This window comes from Streptomyces sp. NBC_00385 (assembly GCF_035917155.1).
Lineage (GTDB): Bacteria > Actinomycetota > Actinomycetes > Streptomycetales > Streptomycetaceae > Streptomyces > Streptomyces poriferorum.
Map to the genome: position 1 here is coordinate 1,951,704 of NZ_CP107951.1, position 15,856 is coordinate 1,967,559.

The following is a 15,856-nucleotide window of genomic DNA, read 5'->3' on the forward strand; positions in this document are numbered from 1 at the left end:
TTTACCGGCCCTTTACGCCACCCCCGGCAGGGATTCACAAGCCGACTACGGCGTTCCACTTCTTGGCGAACTCCGTGCGTTCCTCGGACGTGATGTCGCGGGCGATGGCCAGCCGCTTGCGCATGTCGTCGTCGGGGAAGATCAGCGGGTCCTCCGCCAGCGCGGCGGTCTCCTCGTCCTTGGAGGAGGCGAGCACCTCACGTGCGGCCGGCACCGGGCAGACGTAGTTGACCCAGGTGGCGAGCTCGGCGGCGACCTCGGGCTCGTAGTAGTAGTCGATGAGCCTCTCCGCATTGCGCTTGTGGCGGGCGAGGTTGGGGATCATGAGGGATTCCGCCCAGAGCTCGGCCCCCTCCTCGGGCACCACGAACTCGATGTCCGGGTTGTCCGCCTGGAGCTGGATGACGTCACCGGAGTAGGCCTGGCAGGCGAGCACGTCTCCGGTGGAGAGGTCCTTGATGTAGTCGTTGCCGGTGAAGCGGCGGATGTGTTTGGTCTTCACCAGCTTCTCCACCTGGTCGCAGATGTCGTAGAAGTCGTCGCGCTTCCAGCGGGTGATGTCGACACCGTTGCCCTGCATCAGCAGGGCGAAGGACTCGTCGAGCCCGGACAGCAGGGTGACCTTGCCGCGCAGGTCGTCCGCCCACAGCTCGCTCGTGTGCCTGATCTCCCGGCCGAGCCTCTTGCGGTTGTACGCGATACCGGTGATGCCGGACTGCCAGGGCACGCTCTGCATCCGGCCCTCGTCGAAGGCGGGCGAGCGCAGCTGCGGGTCGAGGTACTTCGACACGTTGGGCTGCTTCGCCCGGTCCATCTCCTGGACCCAGCCGAGCCGGACGAACCGCGCCGCCATCCAGTCGCTGATGACGATCAGGTCGCGGCCGGTCTGCTGGTGGTTCATCAGGGCCGGGCTGATCTTGCCGAAGAACTCGTCGTTGTCGTTGATCTCCTCGGTGTACGTGACGGAGATCCCGGTCCGCTCGCTGAACGCGTCGAGGGTGGGCCGCTTCGACTCGTCCTCGTCGTCCGTGTCGATGTAGAGGGGCCAGTTGGCGAAGTGCAGGGTGTGATCGCCGGCGGAGTAGTCGCGTCCGGCACGGTCACCCGGCTCCACGAAGGCGGCGGGGACTCCGCAGCCGGCCAGCGTGACGCCGGCCGCTCCCGCCCCGAAGGCGCGGAGCACGGACCGGCGGGACATGGGGTGGTTCGGGATCGCTCGCACCTGCGCAGGATGCCGGTCGGCCGGTGCGGCGGGCAATGGACCAACCGTCCAGCGCTGCCCGCCCGCTGCGCACACCCTGTCGAGGGTCCGGCGCGGGGGCGGACACGGATACGGCCCCGGGCGCTCGCACAGTGCGCCGGGGCCGTGTCCGTAACGGATGCCGCGAAGGTCAGCCGTCGAGCGAGGTCATGACGTGCTTGATGCGGGTGTAGTCCTCGAAGCCGTAGGCGGAGAGGTCCTTGCCGTAGCCGGACTTCTTGAACCCGCCGTGCGGCATCTCGGCGACGAGCGGGATGTGGGTGTTGATCCACACACAGCCGAAGTCGAGGTTCTTGGACATCCGCATGGCGCGGCCGTGGTCCTTGGTCCACACCGAGGAGGCCAGCGCGTAGTCGACGCCGTTCGCCCACTCCAGGGCCTGGGCCTCGTCCGTGAAGGACTGGACGGTGATGACCGGGCCGAAGACCTCGTTCTGGATGATCTCGTCGTCCTGCTTGAGCCCGGAGACGACGGTCGGGGCGTAGAAGTAGCCCTTCTCGCCGACCCGGTGGCCGCCGGCCTCGACCTTGGCGTGGGCGGGGAGCCGCTCGATGAAGCCGCTGACCTGGGCGAGCTGGTTGGCGTTGTTGAGCGGGCCGTAGAGCACGTCCTCGTCGTCCGGCTGCCCGGTCTTCGTGTCGGCGGCGGCCTTGGCCAGCGCGGTGACGAACTCGTCGTGGATCGACTCGTGGACGAGCACGCGGGTCGCCGCCGTGCAGTCCTGTCCGGCGTTGAAGTAGCCCGCGACCGAGATGTCCTCGACGGCCTTCGCGATGTCGGTGTCCTCGAAGACGACGACGGGAGCCTTGCCGCCGAGCTCCAGGTGGACCCGCTTGACGTCCTTGGCGGCGGACTCGGCGACCTGCATGCCGGCCCGGACCGAACCGGTGATGGAGGCCATGGCCGGCGTCCGGTGCTCGACCATCGCACGGCCGGTGTCGCGGTCGCCGCAGATGACGTTGAAGACACCCTTGGGCAGGATCTGCCCGATGATCTCGGCGATCAGCACGGTGGACGCCGGGGTGGTGTCGGACGGCTTGATGACGACGGTGTTGCCCGCGGCGAGCGCCGGAGCGAACTTCCAGACGGCCATCATCATCGGGTAGTTCCACGGCGCGACCTGCGCGCAGACTCCGACCGGTTCGCGGCGGACGATGGAGGTCAGTCCCTCCATGTACTCGCCGGCCGAGCGGCCCTCCAGCAGCCGGGCGGCACCCGCGAAGAAGCGGATCTGGTCCACCATCGGCGGGAGCTCTTCGGTGCGGGTCAGCCCGATCGGCTTGCCGGTGTTCTCGGACTCGGCCGCGATGAGGTCCTCGGCGCGCTCCTCGAAGGCGTCCGCGATCTTCAGCAGGGCGCGCTGGCGCTCGGCGGGCGTGACGTCACGCCACGCGGGGAAGGCGGCAGCGGCGGCGTCCATCGCGGCATCGACGTCGGCCTCGCCGGACAGCGGGGAGGTCGCGTAGACCTCCTCCGTCACCGGGTTGACCACATCGATGGTCCGCCCGTCGGCAGCGTCCCGGAACTCGCCGTTGATGTAGTTGCGCAGACGGCGCACCTCGGTGGTCACAACCACCCCTCCTGTCGACACGTCCAATGGGTGAGACGTCCAGCCTAGTCGCATGGGTAACGGTTTCGACATACCCAACCGCCGCTAACTTCGGATTCAGTGTGATCCGAGGCCATCGACAACGAATTTCATCGATTGAGGGTTGCGAGACGGACGAGTCCCGGTGCAGAGTGGCTCCGTGGCCAGTCGCAGCGCAGACTCCAGGACCGGGAACGGATCGTCCCCAGCGGTCGATGCCGTGTCCCTCGCAATCATCGAGCAGCTCCAGGAGGACGGGCGTCGTCCGTACGCCGCGATCGGCAAGGCCGTCGGCCTCTCCGAGGCGGCCGTGCGGCAGCGCGTCCAGAAGCTGCTCGACCAGGGCGTGATGCAGATCGTCGCCGTCACCGACCCGCTCACCGTGGGGTTCCGGCGGCAGGCAATGGTCGGGATCAACGTCGAGGGCGACCTCGACCCCGTCGCTGAGGCCCTGACGGCCATGACCGAATGCGAGTACGTGGTGATGACCGCGGGCTCCTTCGACCTGATGGTGGAGATCGTCTGCGAGGACGACGACCACCTGCTGGAGACGATCAACAAACGCATCCGGGCCATTCCCGGTGTGCGCTCCACCGAGAGCTTCGTCTACCTCAAGCTCAAGAAGCAGACCTATATGTGGGGAACCCGATAGCCGTGAGCAAGGACCTCAGCCGGACCGCGTACGACCACCTGTGGATGCACTTCACCCGCATGTCGGACTACGAGAACGCGCCCGTTCCCACCATCGTGCGTGGCGAGGGCACCTACATCTACGACGACCAGGGCAAGCGCTACCTCGACGGCCTGTCCGGCCTGTTCGTCGTCAACGCCGGCCACGGCCGTCACGAGCTCGCCGAGGCCGCGTACAAGCAGGCCCAGGAGCTGGCCTTCTTCCCGGTGTGGTCCTACGCCCACCCGAAGGCCGTCGAGCTGGCCGAGCGCCTCGCGGACTACGCCCCGGGCGACCTCAACAAGGTCTTCTTCACCACCGGTGGCGGCGAGGCGGTCGAGACCGCCTGGAAGCTGGCCAAGCAGTACTTCAAGCTCAAGGGCAAGCCGACCAAGTACAAGGTCATCTCGCGTGCGGTCGCCTATCACGGCACCCCGCAGGGCGCCCTGTCCATCACCGGTCTGCCGGCCCTCAAGGCCCCCTTCGAGCCGCTGGTCCCCGGCGCGCACAAGGTGCCGAACACCAACATCTACCGCGCCCCGCTCTTCGGCGACGACCCGGAGGCCTTCGGCCGCTGGGCCGCCGACCAGATCGAGCAGGAGATCCTCTTCGAGGGCGCGGACACCGTCGCGGCCGTCTTCCTGGAGCCCGTACAGAACGCGGGCGGCTGCTTCCCGCCCCCGCCCGGCTACTTCCAGCGCGTCCGCGAGATCTGCGACAAGTACGACGTGCTGCTCGTCTCCGACGAGGTCATCTGCGCCTTCGGCCGCCTCGGCACGATGTTCGCCTGCGACAAGTTCGGCTACGTGCCGGACATGATCACCTGCGCCAAGGGCATGACCTCGGGCTACTCCCCGATCGGTGCCTGCATCATCTCGGACAGGCTCGCCGAGCCGTTCTACGAGGGCGACAACACCTTCCTGCACGGCTACACCTTCGGCGGCCACCCGGTGTCCGCGGCGGTCGGCCTCGCCAACCTCGACATCTTCGAGCGCGAGGGCCTCAACCAGCACGTCCTCGACAACGAGAACGCCTTCTTCACCACCCTCCAGAAGCTCCACGACCTGCCGATCGTCGGCGACGTCCGCGGCAACGGCTTCTTCTACGGCATCGAGCTGGTGAAGGACAAGGTCACCAAGGAGACGTTCACCGACGAGGAGACCGAGCGCGTCCTGTACGGCTTCCTCTCCAAGGCGCTGTACGACAACGGCCTGTACTGCCGGGCCGACGACCGCGGCGACCCGGTCGTCCAGCTCGCCCCGCCGCTGATCTCCGACCAGTCCACGTTCGACGAGATCGAGGGCATCCTGCGGTCCGTCCTGACGGAGGCCTGGACGAAGCTCTGACCGCTAGGGCCTTTCGGCCCAACAGCCGGCACCGGCTTGACCACCGCTTGACCGTCCCCCGACGGCCCTCCAGCGGTCATTTCATACGGTCCACGCGGCCCGGATGCGCCCATTCGAGTGGGAAGAAGCGCACCCGGGCCGCGTGCTGTGCGCACACCGCGGTCCGAATCCCTACGGTGCCGAGTGACCGATCGGCCCCGCCTTCGTTCCCCCGTACGGGGGAACGGGATATCTGATCTGAACCGAGGTGTACGCCATGGTGGCCCCGCCGGACAACGACGTGATCTGGGCGCGTTCCCTGCAGCACTCCCACAACGGCTCACCCGCCCTCGGCGGGGTCTCCCTGGGAATCCGCGACGGCGAGATCCTCGCGGTGACCGGTCCGCGCGGCAGTGGCAAGACGACCCTGCTGCACTGCCTCTCCGGCCAGCTGGTGCCCCAGCAGGGCGAGGTGTGGTTCAACAGCGTCCCGGTGCACACCATGGGCCCGCGGCTGCGGGAGCGGCTGCGCCGCGACAAGTTCGGCTGGATCGCCCCCGAACCCCAGCTCGTCCCGGAACTGAACACCTGGGAGAACACCGCCCTGCCGCTGATGCTGCGCGGCACGGGGCGTCGGGAGGCCAAGAAGGCCGCCATGGAGTGGCTGGAACGCCTCGACATCGGCATGTGCGCGCGGAAGCGTCCGCACGCCCTCCAGCAGAGCCAGCGGCAGCGGATCTCGGTGGCCCGCGCACTGGCCGCCGCGCCCTCGGTGATCTTCGCCGACGAGCCGACCGCCACGCTGCACCGCACCGACCGTGCTCACGTCCTGCGCACCCTCACCAGCGCGGCCCGCTCGCACGGCATCACGGTGGTGCTCGCCACGCACGACGCGGAGATCGCCGCGCTCGCCGACCGTGTGGTGCCGCTGCTGGACGGACGCCGGGTCGCCACGGTCGCCCTGCCCGCCGTGACCGATACGGAGGGCCGCGCGGCGTGCTCGCTCTCCGTCTAGCCCGCGGTTCCCACCCACTGGTCCTGATGCGGCGCCTGCTCGTCGCGGCCGCCTCCGCAGGGGTCGGCTTCCTCCTGCTGTGCACCCTCGGCTACGCCTCCGGGCATCCGGCCCACTCCGCCGGCTCCGTACTGCGGCTGCTGTGGTGCTTCGTACCGCTGGCCGCCACGGTGCAGTTCGCGGTCGCGGTGGCGCGTACCGACCCGAGCACCCGCCCGCGCGCCGGACTGTCCGCCGTCGGCCTCGGACCGGTGCGGCTCAGCGTGCTCGCCGCGGTCTCCACCGCCGTCTCGTGCACCCTCGGCTCGATGGTGGCGCTGCTCTTCTTCCTCCACCTGCGCGGCGACCTGTCCGGGCTGCCGTTCGACGGCGCCGCGGCCGGCCTGCTCGGCGCCGAGGCACCGCTGCCCCTGGCCGCCGCCCTCGTCCTGCTGACCCTGGTGCCCGCGGCCGCCGCGACGGCGAGCGCGATGGCGCTGCGCACCGCCCCGCTGCGGGCCGCGGGCACGTCGGAGGACGCCGACGACCTGCTGCCCGAGGAGCAGATCCCGGCCCCGGCGGCGCCGCCCACAGGGCTGCCCTGGGGCGTCGCCCTCACCGCCGCCGGACTCGCCGTCGAGGCGTACGCGAACCGCGGTTCGACCGGCAGCCCCTTCCCGCTCCCCGGCAAGCTCGACTCCACACCCGCCTGGGTCCTGGTGGGATGGACCCTGACAGCCATCGGTCTCGCCACGGCGGGCCCGGGGCTCACCTACCTGTGCGGGCGACTGCTCCAGGCGGTGCGTCCCGGAGCCGTACGCCTGCTGGCGGGCCGCGTACTGATGAACGAGGCGCACCGGATCGGCCGGCCTCTGGGAGTCGTCTGTGCGGTCCTCTCCGCGGTCATCGCCGCGTTCGCGCTGTACGGGACGGGGCCACGCCCCTTCGGCCCGCTCACCGCACTCGGGGCCGTACTCGTCATCGGCTGCACCACCGCGACGCTGCTGACCTCCGCGCTGGAGGCGAAGCAGGCCCGTGCCGAGACGGCTCGGGCACTGCTGCGGCTCGGCGCCCCGGCCTCGGCGCTGCGCGCGGCGACGGCGCTGCGCGCGGCCGCCCTGCTTCTCGTGTTCGCCCCGCTGACCTGGGCCATCGCCGAGCTGGCCGCACTGCCGCTGACCGCCTGAACGGGTTCCGGCCGGGGCGTGCTCCCCGGCCGGTCCGTAGCATGACGGTGTGCAGAACCCGCGAGAGAGCATCCCCGCACCCGGCGTCGAGATCGAGACGCTCGCCGAGTTCGACGCGGCGGTCGCGGCCGGCCCGCTGACCGGGCACCGCGTCCAGTCCGTCGACCTGACCGCGCGCAGCGCGGCACTGCTGGCCACCGACACCTCCGGCGCCGTCTTCCTCGGCTGCCCGATGGAGCCCGGGCCCGCCGAGAAGGTACGGGCCGACGGCGCGTTCGTCTTCCCTCCGGTTCCGGGTCTCCCCTTCGACCCGTACCGCGGTCAGCTCTACTCCCCCGACGCGCTCTACGAGGGGCTGGCCGGGGGCGGCTACGACGCGACGCCCGACGCCCGCGCCTACCGCTGGTTCCGCCGCACCCGCTCGGACGGCGACGCCTTCGCCTCGATGCTGCGCGCGCTCCACGACGACGCGGTCTCCGACGCGCTGGACGAACTCCTCGTCGGGCAACGGGTCGTCGGCGTGATGGGCGGCCACGCGACACCCCGCGGCAGCGCCCCCTACGCGGCCGCGGCACGCCTCGGCCGGACCCTGGCCCGCAGCGGCCTGACGGTGGCCACCGGTGGCGGCCCTGGCGCGATGGAGGCGGCGAACCTCGGCGCCTACGCGGCCCCGCACCCCGACGCGATGCTGGACAAGGCCTGCGAACTGCTGGGCGCGGTGCCCTCGTTCACCCCGTCGGTCACCGACTGGGCGCTGGCGGCGTTCGCCGTACGGGAGCGGTGGCCGGCCGGCGGCGGATCCGTGTCGATCCCCACCTGGTTCTACGGCCACGAGCCGCCGAACCCGTTCGCCGGCCACATCGCCAAGTACTTCGCCAACGCCCTGCGCGAGGACGGCCTGCTGGCCCGCTCGACCGCTGGGGTGATCTTCCTCCCGGGTGCGGCCGGCACCGTCCAGGAGATCTTCGACAGCACCACCCCGAACTACTACGGATCCCGCGGCGACCCCTCCCCGATGGTGCTGGTCGGCCGCGACCACTGGACGAGGGAACTCCCCGCGTGGCCGCTGCTCCGGTCCCTCGCGGCGGGCCGGCCGATGGAGTCGCGTATCGCGCTCGTGGACACGGTGGAGGAAGCGCCGGGGGCGCTTGCGCGACTGTCGGCGGCCTAAGGGCTGTCCCGCAATTCCTGGCGGGACAGCCCTTAGACCCGCGCAGCGGGCAGCACGACGCTCTCCGCCGCGGCGAAGGTGACCCCGACCTGCGCGCCCTCGTCCGGAGTGCTGTTCAGCGCGCACTCCGCGTCCAGGACGGGGCCGCGCTCCGGATGCAGTTTCACCGCGACATGGTTACCGCGGAAGGTGCGCGCGCCCACGGTGCAGCGCAGACCGTCCTGCGGGCCGCCGATCAGGACCCCGGCGGGCCGCACCAGCAGGTCGCACGCCCCCTGGGGCGAGTCCGCCGGCACCGGCACCTTGCCCCAGTCCGTGATCGCGGCCTCGCCGGTGACCATCGCGTCCACCACGTTGTCGAATCCGAGGAACCGGGCGACGAAGGCGGAGGCGGGCCGCCGCCAGACCTCCAGGGGGGTGCCCACCTGGGCGATGCGTCCGTCGCGCATCACGACGACGCGGTCGGCGAGCGCGAAGGCCTCGCCCTGGTCGTGGGTGACGGCGAGCACCGTCGTACCCAGGCGGCCGAAGAGCGTGCGCAGTTCGACGACGAGGCGTTCGCGCAGACTGCGGTCCAGCTGGCCCAGGGGCTCGTCCAGCATCAGGAGTTTGGGGCGGGGGGCGAGGGCCCGGGCGAGGGCGACGCGCTGCTGTTCGCCGCCCGAGAGCGCGGCGACGGCGCGCCGTTCGGCGCCGGGCAGGCCCACCAGGTCGAGGAGTTCGGCGACCCTGCGGTCCTGCTCGGCGCGCTTCACACCGTGCATCCGCAGCCCGAAGGCGACGTTGGCGCCGACGTCGCGGTGGGGGAACAACTGGTGGTCCTGGAACATCAGGCCGAGGCCGCGCCGGTGCACCGGAACGCCGTCCTGGTCCGCGCCGTCGAGCAGCACCCGTCCGGCGTCGGCCTGCTGGAGTCCGGCGACGATCCGCAGCAGCGTGGACTTCCCGCTGCCGCTCGGCCCGAGAACGCAGACGATCTCGTGCTCGGCGACCTCCAGGTCCACGGCATCGAGCGCCGCGCGGTCACCGAAGCGCACGGTCGCCGATTCGAGTGTCAGCATCTCTAGAACTCCCCGGATCGGTCGGTGCGGATACGTTCGAGCAGCAGCAGCGAGACCGCGCACACGAGCATCAGGATGGTGCTGAGGGCCATCGCCTGGCCGTAGTTGAGCTCCCCGGACCGGCCCAGCAGCCGGGAGACAGCCACCGGGAGCGTCGGGTTGTCGGGCCGTGCGATGAAGACCGTGGCGCCGAACTCACCGAGCGACACGGCGAACGCGAAGCCCGCCGCGACCAGCAGCGCCCGGCGCACCAGGGGCAGGTCCACCTCGCGCCAGGCCCGCCACGGCGAGGCACCGAGCACCGCGGCCGCCTCGCGCAGCCGTTCGTCCACCGCTCGCAGCACCGGCAGCATGGTGCGTACGACGAAGGGCACCCCGACCAGGGCCTGGGCGAGCGGCACCAGGATCCAGGAGGTGCGCAGGTCCAGCGGCGGCTCGTCGAGGGTGATCAGGAAGCCGAAGCCGACGGTGACGGCGGAGACGCCGAGCGGCAGCATCAGCAGCGCGTCGAATCCCCGGACGAGCCGGCCGGCCTTCCTGGTCAGGGCCGCCGCGGCCAGCCCTCCGACGACCAGGGCGATCAGGGTGGCGACCAGGGCGTAGCGCAGCGAGTTCCCGATCGCCTCGATGGGGGCGACCAGGAACGTACCGCTGTTCGCCTCCGCCGATCCGAGCGCACGGTAGAAGGCGAAGCCGTGGCCGCCGGACACATCGAGTGACCGCTCCACCAGGACGGCGAGCGGCAGCAGGATCAGCACCAGCACGGTCAGCAGCACGCCACCGAGCAGGGCCCACTGTCCCGTGCCGCGCGGCCTGCGGGCCGTCTGTGCCGGGTCGACGAGCTTCAGCGCGGTCTCCCGGCGCCGTACGGTCCACGCGTGCACGGCGAGGACGGCGCCGACCGCGACGAACTGCACCAGGGTCAGTACGGCGGCGGTGGGCAGGTCGAGCAGTTGCGCGGTCTGCCGGTAGATCTCCACCTCCAGCGTGGAGAAGCCGGGGCCGCCGAGGATCTGGACAACGCCGAAGGAGGTGAAGGTGAAGAGGAAGACCATGAGGGCGGCTGCGGCCACGGCGGGTCCGAGCGCGGGAAGGGTGACGCGGCGCCAGGCGGCGAACCGTCCGGCACCCAGGACCCGCGCGGCCTCCTCCTGCCGGGGGTCGAGCTGCGACCAGAGTCCGCCCACGGTGCGCACGACGACCGCGTAGTTGAAGAAGACATGAGCGAGCAGGATCGCCCACACCGTGGTGTCGAGCCGTACGCCCCACAGCTCGTCGAGGAAGCCGCCACGGCCGAGCAGCGCGAGGAACGCGGTCCCGACCACGACGGTCGGCAGGACGAACGGCACGGTGACGACCGCCCGCAGCAACTGCTTGCCGGGGAAGTCGAACCGGGCGAACACGTACGCGCCGGGCAGCGCGATCAACAGGGTCAGCGCGGTCGAGGCGAGGGCCTGCCAGAGCGTGAACCAGAGGACGTGCTGGATGTCCGGCCGGCTCAGCACCTCGCCGAACCGCCCGAACTGCCACACGCCGTCGGCCTTGAGCCCGCGCCCGACGATCGCGACGACGGGGTAGGCGAAGAACAGCGCGAAGAACGCGACGGGCACGGCCATCAGGCCGAGCCGCACCGCGCCCCCGCGCAGCGACCGGGCGCGCGCGGACTTCCCGCGCGCGCCCGGTCCGCGTACGGGAGTCTTCGTTACTTCACTACGAGCGAGGACCATGACTGGACCCACTGCTCACGGTTCTTGGCGATCTCGTCCGGGGCGACGGTCGTCGGCTTGTCGACCGTGGCACCGAACTCAGTGAAGAGGTCCGGCACGTTCGCGCCCTCGGTGACCGGGCTGACGAACATGTTGAGCGGCATGTCCTCCTGGAACTTCTTGCCGATCAGGAAGTCCAGCAGGGCCTTGCCGCCCGCCTCGTTCTTCGCCCCGTCGAGCAGGCCGGCGAACTCGATCTGGCGGAAGCACGTCCCGGTGGCGACGCCGGTCGGGGCGGTCTTCGGCTGCGGGTCCGCGTACAGCACCTCGACGGGCGGGCTGGAGGCGTAACTGACGACGAGCGGCCGGTCCGCCTTGGCCTTCTTGCCGCCGGCCGAGCCGGAGAACTCCTCGTTGTACGCCTGCTCCCAGCCGTCGACGACCTTGACGCCGTTGTCCTTCAGCTTCTTCCAGTAGTCCTGGTAGCCGTCCTCGCCGTAGGTGGCGACGGTGCCGAGGAGGAAGCCGAGGCCGGGCGAGGAGGTCGCCGCGTTCTCGGTGACGAGGAGGTCCTTGTACGCGGGCTTCGCCAGGTCGTCGAAGGTCTTCGGCGGCGCGAGCTTCTTGTCGGCGAAGTACTTCTTGTCGTAGTTGATGCAGATGTCGCCCGTGTCGACCGGGGTGACCCGGTGCTTCCCGGCGTCCAGCTGGACATCGGCCGCGACCTGGTCGAGTCCCTTGGCCTCGTACGGCGTGAACAGGCCGTTGTCGAGGGCGCGTGAGAGCAGGGTGTTGTCGACGCCGAAGAACACGTCGCCGCGCGGCGAACCCTTGGTCAGGATCTCCTGGTTGAGGGCGGCGCCGGCGTCACCGCTCTTCAGTACCTTGACGGTGTAGCCGGTCTCCGCGGTGAACTCCTTCAGGACGTCCTTGGACGCGTTGAAGGAGTCGTGGCTGACGAGGGTGACGGTCTTGGAGCCGGAGCTCCCGGTGGGTCCGGAGCCGGACGCAGAGTCGTCGGAGCTTCCGCAGCCGGCCAGCGCCGTGGCGCCGAGCGCGGCGGCGACGGCCGTCACCGCGATCTTCTTGGTGGTGCTCATGTGATTCCTCCTGGAGTGACCAGGAAGAGACGCGGCCCTGCCCGCGCCGGTGGAAACCGGAAGCGGGCAGGGCGCAACAGCTTGAGTAAGGTCCGAACTTCCTACCCGGAATGACCCGGGCGAGGTTCAGAGGGTCTGCGGCCAACCTGTCCTTGGTGCCGCACTCTCAGCGCTGTGGCGCTCCCCTGTCGGAATATGAAGTTGATTTCGAGCCCAGGCTACACGGCCGGTTTCGGCCTCATCGCTCGGATGCCGCCAGCTGCCCGCAGGCCCCGTCGATCTCCTGGCCCCGGGTGTCCCGGACGGTGACCGGCACCCCGTGGGCGGCGATCGCCTCGACGAACGCCTTCTCGTCCTCGGGCCGCGAGGCGGTCCACTTCGAGCCGGGCGTCGGGTTCAGCGGGATCAGGTTGACGTGGACCCGCTTGCCCTTGAGCAGCCGGCCGAGCCGGTCGCCCCGCCATGCCTGGTCGTTGATGTCGCGGATCAGCGCGTACTCGATGGAGATGCGACGGCCGGACTTCTCCGCGTACTCCCACGCGGCGTCCAGCACCTCGCGGACCTTCCAGCGGGTGTTCACCGGCACGAGGGTGTCACGCAGTTCGTCGTCCGGGGCGTGCAGCGAGACGGCGAGACGGCACTTGAAGCCCTCGTCGGCGAACCGGAGCATCGCGGGCACGAGGCCGACGGTGGAGACCGTGATCCCACGCTGCGAGAGCCCCAGGCCGTCGGGCTCGGGGTCGGTCAGCCGGCGGATCGCGCCGACCACACGGTTGTAGTTGGCGAGCGGCTCGCCCATGCCCATGAAGACGATGTTCGACAGCCGGGCAGGACCGCCCGGAACGTCACCGTCGCGCAGGGCCCGCATGCCGTCGACGATCTGGTGGACGATCTCCGCGGTCGACAGGTTGCGGTCGAGACCGGCCTGCCCGGTGGCGCAGAACGGGCAGTTCATGCCGCACCCGGCCTGCGAGGAGATGCACATCGTGACGCGCTCGGGGTAGCGCATCAGGACGGACTCGACCAGCGTCCCGTCGTGCAGCTTCCAGAGCGTCTTGCGCGTGGTGTCGTCGTCGCAGCTGATGTGGCGGACCACGGACATCAGGTCGGGGAACATCGCCTCGGCGAGCTTGTCCCTCGATCCGGCAGGAATGTTGGTCCACTCCGCCGGTTCGTGCGCGTACCGCGTGAAGTAGTGCTGCGAGAGCTGCTGGGCGCGGAACGGCTTCTCGCCGATCGCGGCGACTGCTTCCTTGCGCTCGGCGGGCGTGAGGTCGGCGAGGTGCCGCGGGGGCTTCTTGGCTCCGCGGGGCGCGACGAAAGTGAGTTCTCCGGGCTTAGGCATGGTTCTTCCAGTGTCGCAGACGCGCGGAGGTGCCTTCGTTCGTCGCCCGCACCCCGGCTGTGGCCCCGGTGAACCGGGCCGTGCGGGGTATCCGGGACATGACAGGGCCGCTCCGCCGACACCACAGGAGGTATGTGCCGTGCAGACCGTGAAGCACTGGTTCAGTGACAGCCTGATCGCGCAGGGACTGGTCGTCCTTGTACTGGGTCTGGGGCTGGGCGCCCTGTTCCGCCGGGATGAAGACCCCGGCGTGTGGATGGTCCAGGGCCTGTTCTACACCCTCGTGGTCGTCGGGTTCCTGGCTGTCCAGCGCCGCAGGACCAGCCGGGCGACCGGCGCCGGCCCGCATGCGATCGCCGGCCTCAACCGCAGGATTCGGCACCGCGAGGTGCCACGGGATCCCGAGGAGCGGGCCCTCATGCTGCGCCTGGTCGACGATCAGCTGAGGAAGATCGAGCGGGGAGGCAGGTGGCTGCCGTACTGGCTGGGCTTCATGGCTCTGGTCGCGGCAGGGCTGCTCGTCCTGGGGGCCGTCAACGGGTCGGTGGTCTTTCCGCTGGTCTTCGCCGTCGGCGTGGTCGCGTTCTGCCTCTGGATCCTGTGGATGCGCCGCCGGGCGCTGGAGCTCCATCACCACATGCGCTCGGCGCTGCGGGAGCGTGGCTGATGTCACAGCAGTGAGGGCCCGCCGTGGACGGCGGGCCCTCACTCGTGTCATGCCTGCGGGCGCTCAGCCGGAGCCGACGAAAATCACCATCAGCAGCCAGACGACCGGGGCCGTCGGCAGCAGGGAGTCCAACCGGTCCATGATCCCTCCGTGCCCGGGGAGGAGCGTGCCCATGTCCTTGATCCCGAGGTCACGCTTGATCATGGACTCGCCCAGGTCACCGAGGGTGGCGCTGGCGGCGACCGCGAGGCCGAGCAGCAGGCCCTGCCACCACGTGCCGTCGTCGATCAGGAACTGCATGCACAGCGCACCGGCCACCATCGCGAACGCCACGGCTCCGAAGAGGCCCTCGCGGGTCTTCCCGGGGCTGATGCGCGGTGCGAGCTTGTGCTTACCGAAACGCCAGCCGACGGCGTACGCCCCCGTGTCGCTGACCACGGTCAGCAGCAGGAAGGTCAGGACCCGCTGCGGCCCGTCGTCGGCGGTCAGGAGCATGGCGACGAAGGTGGCCAGGAACGGCACGTAGAACGCGGCGAAGACGCCGGCCGTGACGTCCCTGAGGTAGCCCTCCGGCGGCTCGGTCATCCGCCAGACGAGTACCGCCAGGGCGGTCAGGGCCATGGCGATCCAGGCACCCTCCGGACCCCGCGCGTAACCGGCCACCACCATGGCCGCGCCACCGATCGCGAGCGGCACGAGGGGCGCCTTGATGCCCTTGCGCTCCTCCAGCCGGGAGGTGAGCTCCCACAGGCCCACGACGACCGCGACGACGATCACGCCGACGAAGACGGCCTGGACGATGAAGAGCGAGGCGACGACGACGGCACCGAGCCCCACGCCGACCCCTATGGCGGCTCCCAGATCACGGCCCGCACGTTTCTTCTGCGGGGGTGGTGGCGCGGTGGACATGGGCTCCTGCGGCTTCTCGTCGCGGAACAGGGGGCCGCCGTTCAGGCGTCCGGCCCCCTGGTCCCGGTCATCACGGTCGTCAGCGTCTCTACCTGCGTCGGGAACGTCCGGCACGATGGGCATGGGCCGAGTCTGCTGGGCGTCATGCACATCGTATGCAGGACCCGCCGGAGCGGCCCGCATCTCGGGCGCAGCCCGATGACCGACGCCCTGCGGGACGCCCCAGGAGGAGTCGTTCATCAGACTTCGAGCAGCTCGGCTTCCTTGTGCTTCAGCAGCTCGTCCACCTGCGCGACGTACTTCGCGGTGGTGTCGTCGAGCTCCTTCTCGGCGCGGCGGACCTCGTCCTCGCCGGACTCCTTGTCCTTGACCAGCTTGTCCAGGGTCTCCTTCGCCTTGCGGCGGACGGCCCGGATCGAGATCTTGGAGTCCTCGGCCTTCGTCTTCGCGACCTTGATGTAGTCGCGACGGCGCTCTTCGGTGAGGTCGGGGAAGTTCACCCGGATGATATTGCCGTCGTTGCTCGGGTTGACGCCGAGGTCCGAGTCGCGGATGGCCTGCTCGATGTTGCGCAGCGCGGTCTTGTCGAACGGCGTCACGACGGCCATACGGGGCTCGGGCACCGAGAACGAGGCGAGCTGGTTGATCGGGGTCAGCGCACCGTAGTAGTCGGCGACGATCTTGTTGAACATCGCCGGGTGCGCACGGCCGGTACGGATCGCGGCGAAGTCCTCTTTCGCGACCACGACGGCCTTCTCCATCTTCTCCTCGGCCTCGAGGAGGGTTTCTTCGATCACCACGTGCTCCTGCGTGTCTTGAGTGGGCCCGGCGTGCTCGGGCCCGGCGGGTCCTGCGTCGCGTCCTCACCTGCA

14 protein-coding genes are annotated in these 15,856 nt (G+C 70.2%); 6 read left to right on the top strand and 8 right to left on the bottom strand.

What is annotated here, in order from left to right; translation table 11 throughout:
* Positions 1 to 34 precede the first annotated feature (34 nt).
* Together OG959_RS08410 and OG959_RS08415 are read right to left on the bottom strand one after the other, a co-directional pair.
* Positions 35 to 1,198, bottom strand: a complete 1,164-nt coding sequence (locus OG959_RS08410) for an ABC transporter substrate-binding protein (RefSeq protein ID WP_326666276.1) — start codon at positions 1,196 to 1,198, stop codon at positions 35 to 37.
* A gap of 193 nt (positions 1,199 to 1,391) precedes the next feature.
* Positions 1,392 to 2,831 (bottom strand): gamma-aminobutyraldehyde dehydrogenase, encoded by a 1,440-nt coding sequence (locus tag OG959_RS08415; RefSeq protein WP_326657594.1) that lies wholly within the window; start codon positions 2,829 to 2,831, stop codon positions 1,392 to 1,394.
* Between the two features lie 178 nt (positions 2,832 to 3,009).
* Between OG959_RS08415 and OG959_RS08420 the strand changes: the two genes are divergently transcribed.
* The 5 genes from OG959_RS08420 (at position 3,010) to OG959_RS08440 (ending at position 8,196) form a co-directional block, all read left to right on the top strand.
* Complete coding sequence (locus OG959_RS08420) at positions 3,010 to 3,501, top strand: Lrp/AsnC family transcriptional regulator (protein ID WP_326657596.1); 492 nt, start codon at positions 3,010 to 3,012, stop codon at positions 3,499 to 3,501.
* The gene (locus OG959_RS08425; protein WP_326657597.1) at positions 3,486 to 4,865 is read left to right on the top strand and encodes an aspartate aminotransferase family protein; all 1,380 of its coding nucleotides are present in this window, start codon (positions 3,486 to 3,488) and stop codon (positions 4,863 to 4,865) included. The genes OG959_RS08420 and OG959_RS08425 overlap by 16 nt, the downstream gene beginning before the upstream one ends.
* 256 nt (positions 4,866 to 5,121) lie before the next feature.
* Positions 5,122 to 5,859, top strand: a complete 738-nt coding sequence (locus OG959_RS08430; protein ID WP_326657598.1) for an ABC transporter ATP-binding protein — start codon at positions 5,122 to 5,124, stop codon at positions 5,857 to 5,859.
* A complete protein-coding gene (locus tag OG959_RS08435) occupies positions 5,841 to 7,025 on the top strand; it encodes a hypothetical protein (RefSeq protein WP_326657599.1) in 1,185 nt (394 codons plus the stop codon). Before OG959_RS08430 ends, OG959_RS08435 begins: the two co-directional genes overlap by 19 nt.
* Positions 7,026 to 7,074: 49 nt before the next feature.
* Positions 7,075 to 8,196: an LOG family protein gene (locus OG959_RS08440; protein WP_326657601.1), complete on the top strand. Its 1,122-nt coding sequence runs from the start codon at positions 7,075 to 7,077 to the stop codon at positions 8,194 to 8,196.
* Positions 8,197 to 8,228: 32 nt separating this feature from the next.
* Here OG959_RS08440 and OG959_RS08445 read toward each other — a convergent pair whose 3' ends face one another.
* From OG959_RS08445 to rlmN, 4 genes are all read right to left on the bottom strand, one after another.
* On the bottom strand, positions 8,229 to 9,257 hold the full coding sequence (locus OG959_RS08445) for an ABC transporter ATP-binding protein (RefSeq protein ID WP_326657602.1): 1,029 nt from the start codon (positions 9,255 to 9,257) through the stop codon (positions 8,229 to 8,231).
* A 2-nt stretch (positions 9,258 to 9,259) separates the two neighbouring features.
* The gene (locus OG959_RS08450; protein ID WP_326666278.1) at positions 9,260 to 10,873 is read right to left on the bottom strand and encodes an ABC transporter permease; all 1,614 of its coding nucleotides are present in this window, start codon (positions 10,871 to 10,873) and stop codon (positions 9,260 to 9,262) included.
* 86 nt (positions 10,874 to 10,959) lie between these two features.
* Positions 10,960 to 12,063 carry a thiamine ABC transporter substrate-binding protein gene (locus tag OG959_RS08455; protein ID WP_326657603.1) on the bottom strand — a complete coding sequence of 368 codons (1,104 nt, stop codon included), beginning with the start codon at positions 12,061 to 12,063 and terminating at the stop codon, positions 10,960 to 10,962.
* A gap of 238 nt (positions 12,064 to 12,301) precedes the next feature.
* Positions 12,302 to 13,408 (bottom strand): 23S rRNA (adenine(2503)-C(2))-methyltransferase RlmN, encoded by a 1,107-nt coding sequence (gene rlmN / locus OG959_RS08460; RefSeq protein ID WP_326657604.1) that lies wholly within the window; start codon positions 13,406 to 13,408, stop codon positions 12,302 to 12,304.
* Between the two features lie 139 nt (positions 13,409 to 13,547).
* Here rlmN and OG959_RS08465 point away from each other — a divergent pair, with 139 nt between their 5' ends.
* Complete coding sequence (locus tag OG959_RS08465; RefSeq protein WP_326657606.1) at positions 13,548 to 14,075, top strand: hypothetical protein; 528 nt, start codon at positions 13,548 to 13,550, stop codon at positions 14,073 to 14,075.
* A 63-nt stretch (positions 14,076 to 14,138) separates the two neighbouring features.
* On the opposite strand, the gene OG959_RS08470 is transcribed toward OG959_RS08465, so the two are convergent.
* Both OG959_RS08470 and frr read right to left on the bottom strand, forming a co-directional pair.
* On the bottom strand, positions 14,139 to 15,224 hold the full coding sequence (locus tag OG959_RS08470; RefSeq protein ID WP_326657608.1) for a phosphatidate cytidylyltransferase: 1,086 nt from the start codon (positions 15,222 to 15,224) through the stop codon (positions 14,139 to 14,141).
* Positions 15,224 to 15,781 carry a ribosome recycling factor gene (gene frr / locus OG959_RS08475; protein WP_024488459.1) on the bottom strand — a complete coding sequence of 186 codons (558 nt, stop codon included), beginning with the start codon at positions 15,779 to 15,781 and terminating at the stop codon, positions 15,224 to 15,226. Before frr ends, OG959_RS08470 begins: the two co-directional genes overlap by 1 nt.
* Positions 15,782 to 15,856: the final 75 nt, after the last annotated feature.